Below are 11674 nucleotides of genomic sequence, written 5' to 3' on the forward strand. Positions count from 1 at the left end.
ATGAAAATGTCCAGACGCTCTCTTTTTCTACAAAAAACACTTTTTCTCTACAGTACCTTATTACATTATATACTTAAGTTGACAAATATGGAACATTAATTGTAACAGTTGTTCCTTTTCCTTCTCCTGTAGAGATTTCTAATTTGCCATCCAGCATCTCAACACGTTCTCTCATGCCTATTAAGCCAAAAGAATTTTCACTTTTTTCCTCAGGATTAAATCCTTTTCCATTATCTATCACCATTAAGGTTAACCTATCTTTTAAAATCTCTAATTTCACCTTAATTTCTGTTGCTTCACTATGCTTAATCACATTCTGCGCCGCTTCCTGCATAAGCCGGAATAAAGCAACCTCATATTTCGAATCGAGTCTTTTTTCTTGTCCAAACATGATAAATTCTACATGCATATCATGATATTCTGTCAATCTGTCTAGATACTTCCGAATTGTTGGAATAAGTCCGAGATCATCTAGAGCCATTGGTCTTAGGTCATAGATAATCCTCCGAACCTCCTGTAACGAAGTGCGGACATTTTCCCGTAATGATTTAATCTCTTTGGAAACATCTTCTGGTGACCCCTTTTTCACGACATAGTCCAGAATATCGGAACGTAATAAAACATTGGCCAGCATTTGAGCTGGTCCATCATGAATTTCCCGCGAAAGCTTTTTCCTTTCCTCTTCTTGCGCTTCAATGATTTTTAAGCCAAATGCCTGCTTTTCCTTAGCATCTTCAATCATATCATTTAATTGTTTCAGGTCATCCTTCATAAAATTAAAAATAACAGCCATTTTGGCAACAAGATCTTCTCCACGCTCCAGTATATTTGTAAGATTTATCAATCTTATTTCTATTTCATCACGCCGCTTCCTTAGCAGCTTTTCCTCTTCACGCATAATGACTAATCTGGTTTGAAGATTATGCGTTTTTTCATAAACCTTACGCACTTCATCCTCAGAATATTTCTTAAAGTCTTTACTTACCATAGCAAGCTTTTGACGATAGCTTTTTACTTCATTCTCCAGCTTGTCCCCTTTTGTAATATACTCCTTTACTTTCTTTTTTATTGATTCTAATTCCCTGGAAAGGTATTCATATTCTTTTCTGCCTTCCTCTGTAATTTCAAATACTTCATCCTTACTTTGGTTAATCATCTGTAACACATTCTCAATAATTTGATCCAGCGCTTGACCGCTTAATCTTATTGTCATCAGAAACTCACCAGCCTATGTTATAATTATTCGTAACTTTCATTGATTTTATAAGGTTATTCTAAAATTAATCGCGGATTTATATATTGAATGAAAGATTTAAAGCTGCCGCTCTAACAGGCTTCATCGGGATAATAATCTCAAGTCCCGGAAACATACTATACTCCCCCGGCGGCACTTAAGTCTCGCACTAATTATAATTCCTTATAAATCTCGTTCCATATTCAAATATTATGAGGTGAAAAAGTAATGCTATCAACTTACTATACCGTAAATCAGCAGGGTACAGATGAAATTGTCATTCAAAAGTCACGTTTTATTGCAAATGTTAAACGGGTTGAATCCGAAGAGGAAGCGCAGGAATTTATTCAATCTATCAAAAAAGAGCATCGGGATGCGACTCATAATTGCTCTGCTTATATTATAGGTGAGACAGATCATATTCAAAAAGCGAATGATGACGGAGAACCAAGCGGGACTGCGGGTGTTCCTATATTGGAAGTGTTAAAGAAAAAAGGATTAAAGGATACTGCTGTTGTCGTAACAAGATATTTTGGCGGCATCAAACTTGGTGCAGGCGGTCTTATCCGTGCTTATGGCTCTGCAACAACACAAGGTATTAAAACAACTGGTATCGTCCGTCGGGAATTGATGCAAGGAATTTCCATAACAGTAGAATACACCTTACTCGGCAAGCTGGAAAATGAAATTCGTCAGCAACCGAAATACATTCTGGAAGATATTCATTATCTTGAGAATGTAGCATTTATTATTTATGTCAAAGCAGAAGAAGCCGATGCTTTCCAAGAATGGATGACAGAAATGACAAATGCGCAGGCAGAAATGGAGTTACTTCATCAAAAATATGTCGAAATAGAAGTGAATAATACGCCTTCTACCTAATAAAAGCTCTGTCAGATTGCTTGATAATCCGACAGAGCTTTTATTTGAACATCCTCTTTAATAGCTTCTTTTTATACTTGTGTTTAAAGATATTTCCCTTATAAGCAATTGAATGATTTCATCCATTGAATTTACTTTTTGGTTTTCCGTATCATGAATGACTCTTTTCAAGATTTTTTGATATTGTTCTTGCTCCCTGCTCATTCATCTACCGCCTTTAAATTTTTTCTAAAATATACGCTCACAGTTGCTGAACTTTCACACCAAAATGCAAATACATAACACTGCATTCTATAGTGAATTTTCTCACTAAACGTAATTCTATACAAAAATATATTTGTTGTCCACTCTTTTTGCTAAATTTTTTACTCACCGGAACAGATAAAGTAAAACTTCAATTCAACGGACATTTTTCGACACAGACATATTTTTCACAGAGCTGATAACCTCTGTCACAAACTTAAACGGATTCCTCTTTCCCATCGCTTCAGCCTGAATGAATCAGAACGCCAGCTTATCTGATTTCCTGAAATAATAAATTTGTTCAAAACATAGACGATTAATCTAAAATTCGATATAATCTATTACAGATTTATTTTTTCTGACACTCAGTAAAAATTGTTTTAAATTCAGGAAAGAATAGAGGAGAATATATTCGTGTCTAGATTAAAGGATAGAAATCGTAAAAGAAAAAAATGGCCATTTATTGTTGGTGGAATCATTCTGTTTTTTATTTTAGTAATTGGCGGAGGAGCTTTCTTTATTTGGAATCAAGTTGGTAAAGTTGTTGATTCTATGCACACTCCATTAGATAGGGATAATGATCCAGGACGGCAAGAAGAAATCAACCGTCTTTACAAGGATGCAGATGCAGTTAACATTTTACTGCTGGGTGTAGATGAGCGTGAAGGAGATGTTGGCCGTTCAGATACAATGATCCTGCTTTCCTTAAATCCTAAAACAGACTCTATGCTTATGTTAAGTATTCCCCGTGATACGTATGTAAATATTCCAAGCCGTGGAATGGATAAAATTAACCACGCTTACGCATTTGGCGAAGCTGCCCAAACCGGAGGCGGTACACAGCTCTCTGTGGAGACAGTGGAGGAAGCCTTTGATTTGCCGATTCATTCCTATGTACGTGTAAATATGGAAGGCTTTCAGCAGGGTATTGATGCTTTAGGTGGTGTTACAGTTCAAAACAGCATGGCTTTCTCTCAAGATGGACATAATTTCAATGAAGGAAATATCACTTTAAATGGTGAAGAGGCTCTTTCTTATATTCGTATGAGATACGAAGACAGCCGCGGTGATATGGGAAGAAATGAACGTCAGCGTGATGTTATTGTTGCTGCAATGAATGAAGCAGCCAGCTTTTCAAGCATTACGAGAGCAGGAAATATTCTGGATATTTTAGGAAGTAATGTCCAGACTGATTTAGATATGGATCGATTACAGACATTATTCACAGATTATAGCGGTACACGAAAAAATGTAGAAACGATGGAAATCGCCGGAGATGGTCAAACTATTAGCGGTACCTGGTACTATGTTGTATCCGATGACGAATTCAATCGTATCCATTCAGCGATTACAGAACATATGGAACAGGAATAAAGAAGCTGTCATTGCTTATAAAGGTTGTTCAAAATGAGAAGCACTTTGAGATGTTTTCAAAACAAATAAACAGCTGCTTTCAACCCGAAAACAAAACGTCACCTGGTTTACAGTGTGACGTTTTTTCTCACAATCTCTTCGTCTTTTTTTAAACTTTAAGGCTGTATTAAAATTTAAAGAAACACAGAAAAGAAGCATTTTCCGTCTAATAATGCTTTTTGTGTATTGGTAAATGATATGCTGCTTATACGATGTGCACGCTTTCAACAGGAACTGCTTATTATTTTTTAAATCTACTATATTTTAAAATTTTATGGCTTTTGATCGATGTATTCTATATAAAATGTAGAACATGGTATAATTCTACGTAAAGAGATATTTTTTAATGGGGGTTAGAAAATGTGGAAAAAAAGTTTATGGCTTATTCTTTTTATTGCCCTGTTAGCCGGGTGCTCTAAAGAACAAACCGACCCGACGAATACGTTAAATCAATATGCAGAAGCTTTAGAAGAAGGAGACTATGAATCTTTGTATAATCTATTCTCACAAGAAACAAAGGATACATATAGTGAAGAAGATTCTTCTCTGCGCTTAGAAAAATTATATGCGGATATTTCTGCTTCTGATATTGAAATGAATGTACAGGAATTAGAAGAGAGAGAGATTGCCAATGCGTATGACGATGGGATAGCAACAATTCCCTTCTCTGTTACTATGAATACCATAGCTGGTGAAATTTCATTTGATTATCAAGCTGAACTTGCCTTAATAGAAAGAGAAGATGAAGCAGACAGCTGGTTAATTAATTGGGATTCCGGCTTTATCTTTCCGGAGCTTGCAGATGGTGGAAAAATTCTCATTTCTCCCGATCATCCGGTCAGAGGGGAAATTCTTGATAAAAACCAAATTCCACTCGCCATTAACGATACTGTATATGAATTTGGCGTTATTCCCAGTGAATTAGGAGAAAATGAAGCAAAACGTGAGGAAATCGCCCGCTTACTGGGAATGTCTGTAGAATCCGTTAATGCCAGTATCGAGGCAGAATGGGTAGAAGATGATTTATTTGTACCTTTGAAAACCATTCTTCCAGATAATTCAGATACAGTTCAGGAATTAAATGCAATCGAAGGAGTTTCTTACCGTGAAACGAATGGCAGAGTTTATCCGGAGGGCGAAATTGCTGCGCACTTAGTAGGATACCTTCGTTCAGTAAATGCTGAGGATCTGGATGAGCTGGATTCAACAGAATATACATCTTCTGACAAAATTGGTGCGCGAGGATTAGAAAGTTTATTTGAAGAAGAGCTTCGCGGTAGCAAAGGAGCAGTCATTCAAGTTGCCAAAGAAGGTAAAGAAAACATCATTTTAGCTGAAAAAGAGGCTAAGGATGGAAAAAATATTACGGTAACCATCGATATTAATATTCAAGATAAGGTTTTCCAAGGATTTGATGGGGACCCGGGCAATGCTGCTGTCATTGACCCGAAAACTGGTGAAACATTGGCTTTAGTAAGCAGCCCATCATTTGATCCAAATGATATTCTGTATGGTACATCTGCAAACTTTTGGAGCAACATGGAGGAGAATGAATTACAGCCAATGCTGAACCGTTTTTCTTCTACTTTTGCACCAGGTTCTGTTATTAAACCGATCACTGGAGCAATCGGTCTAAAAAATGAAACAATCGTATATGATGAGGGTATTGAAATTGAAGGACTCCAGTGGGAAGATTATAAAGTAACACGCGTATCGACCTCTAACGGACCTGTTGATTTAGATGATGCTTTGATACGTTCAGATAATATTTATTTCGCAATGAAGGCTGTGGAAATGGGTGGCAGTGCTTTTGTAGAAGGATTGCACAGCTTCGGAATTGGTGAAGAGTTCCCTTACACCTATCCTATTACGGATTCTTCCATTTCTAATTCAGATAACTTAGATGATACGTATTTATTGGCGCATACAAGCTATGGACAGGGTGAAATTGAAATGAGCGCATTACATCTGGCAACCGCCTATTCAGCCTTTTTGAATGACGGGGATATGATTCAACCGATTTTATTAACAGATGAAGAAACGGGCCAGATTTGGAAAGAAGCCCTGGTTACAGAAGAACAAGCTGATGATATCCAGGAATCGCTGCGCAAGGTCGTTACAGAAGGAACAGGCAGTGCTGCTGAGGAAGCTGATTTTCCTATCTCCGGTAAAACAGGAACAGCAGAATTAAAATTAACCGGTGAGGATGGCGGGGATGAGAATAGCTTTTTCGTCGGCTACCCGACAGACGATCAAGATTTAATGATCGCCATCATGGTAGAAGGAACCAAAAATAATGATCGCAGCTCTGGAGTTGAAAAAGCAACAAAGATTTTAATGGACATTAAAGATTAATGAAATGAATGCCTATTTTGAAAGGGGGCCGAGCAATTGTAAATGCTCAAGCCCCCCTTTTTATGCTGTCTTCATGTATAAAAAAAGCCACCCGGCAGAATGGTTGTCTGCCAAACAGCTAAATCGAAATAACTATGAATTTAATGATTATTTAACGTATTTGTTAATTCTAAAAATGTTTCTTTATCATCATTATCAATGGCTTTATCGATCAACCTTTTTACATTTTCATACTCTAATTCGGATATCAATTGGTCTAACGCTCTTTGCTGTTCTGAAACTGCCTCCGTATCCTCTGGCAGATAATAAGATTCTGCAATTCGATGAAGCATCTGTAGAAAGCCGGGTATAGAAACTAATTGTGACATGGAAATAGTCAGCACTTCTTTCCCTTTTTGAAAAGCAAAGACATCATCCATATTTTCAATTTCCTTCGTCTTGCGATTAATACGAACCTCCGAAGATTTTACAGGGATAAATTGATATACTTTCTTATTCATAATAATCGAGAAGTACTGATATGCTAAAATAATCCGGATACATTTTTCTTCTGTCTTCACATAATAAGGCTTTAACATCTTAACAGTAACCATCTTTTATCCCCCCTCAAATTTAGAATATACATCTAAATTTTCTGTTAATTCATTTTATCTAATATTCCTGAAAAAATCAAGAAAAGCATTTTAATTGTTTCGAAAACTTAATTTTCTTCAATCCTTTGTCATCCATACCATTTCCCTGGATCTTCACCAAGATCTGCGATGGACAAACCGGCTTTACATGGATAAAGGCAACCGCTGTGACGGGTTATAGCGGGGGAAGTAATCGTTCCCCCGAAAAACACTACCCCAGCTGGTTTCCACCATATATTTAACCATTTACTTTGGTGTTAATCCATTTTTCCAGCCGTATAAAATGGAATGTTATAAACATGCATTTAACTCTTCTGCTTCTTCCTCTGTAAATACTCTGGAGCGGGTTAAAAACCGTTTTCCTTCAGGTCCTTCTAAAGAAAACATTCCACCTCTTCCATTGACAACATCAATAATAAGCTGGGTATGCTTCCAATAAGCATATTGATCTTTAGAAATATAAAATGGAATATCTCCTGGAAGCTTTCCTAATAAAACATCTGAATCACCGGTTTTAAATTCACCAAGAGGATAACACATTGGCGAACTTCCGTCACAGCAGCCTCCGGACTGATGGAACATAAGCGGACCGTGAATATCTTTTAGTTTTTCCATCAAATCTTGTGCATCCTGTGTCGCAACGACTCTGTCTACCATGGAAAATACCTCCTTCATTTAACGAACTGCATAAAAGAAAATTTACCTGCTTAGAATATTATGGCAGGCATATGTATAATCATATGCCTACCAATCTGCAGCTTATAAAAATCGTTTTCTCAGAGAATAGGAAAGTATATGAGCATGCGTGATTTAATTCTTGCCATGTCCATCTCCAAGCGCCAAAAACTAGCACGCCCTACGATAAGTCAACATCGACTCCTATCGTCATCGTGTTTCCTTTATCTCTAAAAGAAGAGAGTTCAACTAAAGTTGAACCACCCCCAAAGAAACGGGGGCGCAATCTCTGCGTTTTTCGACGCACACGATGTGCTAGTGCAGGCTAAGAACACGACGTCGCGTTCTTAGCCTGTAAGGGCGCTTTACGTTAAAACAAACCAGCAGGTCCTTCACTATAGCTAACCAGCAAATTTTTTGTCTGCTGATAATGCTCCAGCATCATTAAATGATTCTCTCTGCCGATTCCTGATTTTTTATAGCCTCCAAATGCTGCATGTGCAGGATATTGATGATAACAATTTGTCCAAACACGTCCAGCTTGAATGCCGCGACCAAAGCGATATGCCGTATTCATATCACGCGTCCAGATACCGGAGCCTAGTCCATAAAGAGTATCATTTGCAATTTCAAGCGCCTCTTCCTTATCCTTAAAAGTAGTTACAGATAGTACTGGCCCAAAAATCTCCTCCTGGAAAATACGCATTTTGTTATTACCTTTGAAAATCGTTGGCTGCACATAATATCCTGAAGCCAGTTCTCCATCGAGCCTATTTACGTCCCCGCCGACAAGAACCTCTGCACCTTCCTGTTTACCAATATCAAGATAAGATTTAATTTTTTCAAACTGCTCTTCAGAAGCTTGTGCTCCCATCATCGTTTCAGTATCTAACGGATGGCCGATCTTAATTTGTTTGACCCGTTCAATTGCCTTTTCCATAAAGCGGTCATAAATCGATTCATGAACAAGGGCACGGGACGGACATGTGCAAACCTCTCCCTGGTTCAGAGCAAACATCACCATTCCTTCAATGGCCTTGTCTACAAAGCTATCATCCTTATCCAGTATATCCTCAAAGAATATATTTGGCGATTTTCCACCGAGCTCCAATGTTACCGGAATAATATTTTCAGAAGCGTATTGCATAATAAGCCGTCCTGTTGTTGTTTCTCCTGTGAAAGCAATTTTCGCAATCCGGCTATTGGTTGCAAGTGGTTTTCCTGCCTCTACACCAAAACCATTTACAATATTTACAACACCAGCCGGCAATAAATCCTTAATTAAATCTAATAAGACATGAATAGATGCTGGTGTTTGCTCAGCGGGTTTTAATACAACACAGTTTCCGGCAGCCAGTGCTGGTGCGAGCTTCCACGTTGCCATGAGTATCGGGAAATTCCAAGGAATAATTTGACCAACAACTCCTAATGGTTCATGAAAATGATAGGCAACCGTATCATTATCAATTTGGCTCAAAGTCCCTTCCTGTGCCCGGATCGTTCCTGCAAAATAACGGAAATGGTCAATCGCCAATGGAATATCTGCAGCTAATGTTTCACGGACTGCTTTTCCATTCTCCCAGCTTTCTGCTACTGCCAATTTTTCTAAATTCTCTTCCATCCGGTCAGCAATACGATGTAAAATAAGGGCACGCTCTGCGACAGAGGTTTGTCCCCATGCATCCTTTGCTTTGTGTGCTGCATCAATGGCTGCATCAACATCCTCCTTGGTCGAACGGGCAATTTCACAAAACACTTCGCCTGTAATCGGAGTTGTATTCTCAAAGTAATTTCCTTTTATCGGCGGCTGATACTTCCCTCCAATGTAGTTATCATAACGTTTTTCATAGTTTACAATAGCCCCTTCTGTATTCGGATTAGCATACCTCATTATAAACTCCTCCTTTTTGTAAGCGATTACATTCGGATATTCATCTCGTATTAATTTGTTATTACAGTATAGCAAATTTTATTCTACTTTTACAATAATTTCAACTATTTATTTTTTTAAAGGCTAAAAGCTTCTGTATGTAAACATACAGAAGCTTTTCTACAGCAAATAATAGAGATACTATTTACTTCAATTCAGGAATTACGCGAACCTCTTTTGCCATTTCAGATTGACATAAAGGGCAACTCGGTTCATCTTCAAAACTAAATGATTCTCTCATCCATCCTTGACAATCTTCTTGAGTACACGACCATACACTCGTTTCAACCTCTGGTACTGGTTCTTTGGGTCCACGAGAAAAAGACATCATAGCATCTCCCTTCCTTATATACAGTATACGCTAATTCTTGAAAGAGTGAAACCTTTGAGAATAACAACTTTTTTTCCTTTTTTCAATAAATAACACTTTGATTTTTCTGGAGCTCATTACATTTATTTCTTTCTATAGCTTGTACTAAATTCCCTTTGGATATACTGTATTCCCTTTTAAAATGAAATGCTCTACTTTTTATTTTATGCTTCAGGTTTATATTTATGATATGTTAATAAGCTTGGAGCCGGAGAATGAATTCGTGTAAAGCTTTTATGTTTTCTTAAAGACTCTGCATTAATATCTTTATTTGAAAAACTAAATTTAATTGATACTGCTTCATCGGTCTATGGTACGCAAAATCAGGAAAGCACTGGACCAGCTGGCTGTCTCCGCTATATATATTTCAACCACTGATGCTGGCACTACTTAAAATGCAAAAAATCGGACAGCTTTTTTATTTGCTGTCCGATTTCTCTTTATTCATTAAGATATGATAATAGCTGATTGACATCATTCACTATTTACTATTTCAATGCAAATTTTTCAATTGCTTTGCCGACACCGTCTTCTTTATTGCTGGCTGTTATAACATTAGCTACCTCTTTTATTTTTTCTTGTGCATTCCCCATGGCAACACCTATACCTGCCTGTTGAATCATTTTTATGTCATTCAGGCTATCGCCAACTGCCATAATTTCATCCATCGAAATACCGGTGCGCTCACAAAGAAAGCTCAATGCATTTGCTTTGCTTACTCCTTCAGGGTTAATCTCAATATTTGTCGGCAAAGAGTTCGTTATTTCTAATCCACCAAATTCTGTCAATCTTTTTTTAACCTTCTGCAATTTCTCCAGATCCTCTGAAGCACAGCCGAATTTTAACCATTGATAATCCTCGATATTTACCAGTTCATCCGCTTGAAAAACTCTTTCCGTAGAAATCATCCATCTACGCACTCCTAATTCCTCTGTAATCTGATACAATTTCTCTACAACATCGGTAGCAAGCAGTTTCCGACGAAGCAATTCTTTTTCTACTGTCCAGATTTCGCCGCCATTCGCAGTAATTAAAAATGTCTTTAATTTTAATTCCTCTGCATATGGATAACATGTATCGAATCCTCGTCCCGTACTCAAGACAACCTGAATACCTTGATGTAAAGCTTTTTGAATTGCTTCCTGGTTACGTTTTGATACCTCAAGCTCCGGATTTAGTAACGTTCCGTCCATATCCAAAGCAATTAATTTAATCTGTTTTGTCATTTCATCCATTCCCCATTTCTCTATTATCTTGTTTAAGTATAATTGAATTACCTGTATTTTTACTACTATAACGAAACATCTATGCCGAAAATAATATTGATTTCTACAAATTACTCTATTTTATTTCCCAGGAAATACTCTTTCTTTAGCAAAAGAAAGCACCTAATCAGATTTCTAATTAAGTGCTTTCTAAAAGTGCATATGCTAAAAATTATTTTTCGATGGGCTCATCTATATCATTCATTATTTCCTGAAGCTGATTTTTTTCGGTAAATTGAATAATCTGCTCTAAATCTAATAATAAAATCAATTCATCATCAATTGTGGCTACACCTAATAAGAAGGTATCTTTTATTTCGCCCACAAGTTTAGGGGCAGATTTTATGAATGAAGCTGGAATATCTTTCACCTCTGTTGCCTGATCAACAACCATACCAATTTGCATGTTATCGACTTGCACAACAAGCGTTCTTGTCTGGTCTGTCAGTTCCACACTACCCAGATTCAATCTTTCACACAAATCAATAATAGGTGTCATTACACCTCTCATTTCGGTAACACCTTTCATAAAATCAGGTGTACGAGGTACCTTTGTTAAAGATAATGCCCGCTCTATCGAAACGATTTGCTGTACATGAACAGCAAAGGTTTGCTCCTTCAGCCTAAAAATAATATGCTTATCTGTATCCATTCACTTTTCCTCCTTTGAACATC

At 37.3% G+C, this 11674-nt stretch carries 10 protein-coding genes; 3 read left to right on the top strand and 7 right to left on the bottom strand.

Translation table 11 applies throughout. The features are described 5' to 3' along the window. Positions 1-73 precede the first annotated feature (73 nt). Positions 74-1213, bottom strand: coding sequence for a sensor histidine kinase (locus FLK20_RS03950; RefSeq protein WP_152655259.1), 1140 nt, complete (start codon positions 1211-1213; stop codon positions 74-76). Between the two features lie 249 nt (positions 1214-1462). On the opposite strand from FLK20_RS03950, the gene FLK20_RS03955 reads away from it, so the two are divergent. The 3 genes from FLK20_RS03955 to FLK20_RS03965 all read left to right on the top strand — a co-directional run bounded on the left by FLK20_RS03955 (position 1463) and on the right by FLK20_RS03965 (position 6127). Beyond that, entirely contained in the window at positions 1463-2116 is a 654-nt protein-coding gene (locus tag FLK20_RS03955) for a YigZ family protein (protein WP_152655260.1), read from the top strand. Positions 2117-2773: 657 nt separating this feature from the next. Further along, positions 2774-3733, top strand: coding sequence for an LCP family glycopolymer transferase (locus tag FLK20_RS03960; protein ID WP_152655261.1), 960 nt, complete (start codon positions 2774-2776; stop codon positions 3731-3733). 399 nt (positions 3734-4132) lie between these two features. Next, on the top strand, positions 4133-6127 hold the full coding sequence (locus tag FLK20_RS03965) for a penicillin-binding transpeptidase domain-containing protein (RefSeq protein ID WP_152655262.1): 1995 nt from the start codon (positions 4133-4135) through the stop codon (positions 6125-6127). Between the two features lie 140 nt (positions 6128-6267). Here the strand turns inward: FLK20_RS03965 and FLK20_RS03970 are convergent, their stop codons facing one another. From FLK20_RS03970 to FLK20_RS03995, 6 genes are all read right to left on the bottom strand, one after another. Next, a complete protein-coding gene (locus FLK20_RS03970; RefSeq protein WP_152655263.1) occupies positions 6268-6720 on the bottom strand; it encodes an IDEAL domain-containing protein in 453 nt (150 codons plus the stop codon). Between the two features lie 330 nt (positions 6721-7050). Then, positions 7051-7416 carry a DUF779 domain-containing protein gene (locus FLK20_RS03975; RefSeq protein WP_152655264.1) on the bottom strand — a complete coding sequence of 122 codons (366 nt, stop codon included), beginning with the start codon at positions 7414-7416 and terminating at the stop codon, positions 7051-7053. Positions 7417-7804: 388 nt separating this feature from the next. Beyond that, on the bottom strand, positions 7805-9325 hold the full coding sequence (gene exaC, locus FLK20_RS03980) for an acetaldehyde dehydrogenase ExaC (RefSeq protein WP_152655265.1): 1521 nt from the start codon (positions 9323-9325) through the stop codon (positions 7805-7807). 184 nt (positions 9326-9509) lie between these two features. Beyond that, positions 9510-9692, bottom strand: a complete 183-nt coding sequence (locus FLK20_RS03985) for a cold-shock protein (protein WP_152655266.1) — start codon at positions 9690-9692, stop codon at positions 9510-9512. Between the two features lie 530 nt (positions 9693-10222). Then, positions 10223-10960 (bottom strand): Cof-type HAD-IIB family hydrolase, encoded by a 738-nt coding sequence (locus tag FLK20_RS03990; RefSeq protein ID WP_152655267.1) that lies wholly within the window; start codon positions 10958-10960, stop codon positions 10223-10225. A gap of 211 nt (positions 10961-11171) precedes the next feature. Beyond that, a complete protein-coding gene (locus FLK20_RS03995; RefSeq protein WP_152655268.1) occupies positions 11172-11651 on the bottom strand; it encodes a chemotaxis protein CheW in 480 nt (159 codons plus the stop codon). Positions 11652-11674: the final 23 nt, after the last annotated feature.

The sequence above is a fragment of the Oceanobacillus sp. CFH 90083 genome (genome assembly GCF_009389585.1).
Taxonomy (GTDB): Bacteria; Bacillota; Bacilli; order Bacillales; family Amphibacillaceae; genus Oceanobacillus.

What these genes read in the sequence shown, in the direction of transcription:
- FLK20_RS03950 (WP_152655259.1), bottom strand. Translation starts at nt 1,213, where the DNA reads ATGACAATAAGATTAAGCGGTCAAGCGCTGGATCAAATTATTGAGAAT.
- FLK20_RS03955 (WP_152655260.1), top strand. Translation starts at nt 1,463, where the DNA reads ATGCTATCAACTTACTATACCGTAAATCAGCAGGGTACAGATGAAATT.
- FLK20_RS03965 (WP_152655262.1), top strand. Translation starts at nt 4,133, where the DNA reads ATGTGGAAAAAAAGTTTATGGCTTATTCTTTTTATTGCCCTGTTAGCC.
- FLK20_RS03970 (WP_152655263.1), bottom strand. Translation starts at nt 6,720, where the DNA reads ATGGTTACTGTTAAGATGTTAAAGCCTTATTATGTGAAGACAGAAGAA.
- FLK20_RS03975 (WP_152655264.1), bottom strand. Translation starts at nt 7,416, where the DNA reads ATGGTAGACAGAGTCGTTGCGACACAGGATGCACAAGATTTGATGGAA.
- exaC (WP_152655265.1), bottom strand. Translation starts at nt 9,325, where the DNA reads ATGAGGTATGCTAATCCGAATACAGAAGGGGCTATTGTAAACTATGAA.
- FLK20_RS03985 (WP_152655266.1), bottom strand. Translation starts at nt 9,692, where the DNA reads ATGTCTTTTTCTCGTGGACCCAAAGAACCAGTACCAGAGGTTGAAACG.
- FLK20_RS03990 (WP_152655267.1), bottom strand. Translation starts at nt 10,960, where the DNA reads ATGACAAAACAGATTAAATTAATTGCTTTGGATATGGACGGAACGTTA.
- FLK20_RS03995 (WP_152655268.1), bottom strand. Translation starts at nt 11,651, where the DNA reads ATGGATACAGATAAGCATATTATTTTTAGGCTGAAGGAGCAAACCTTT.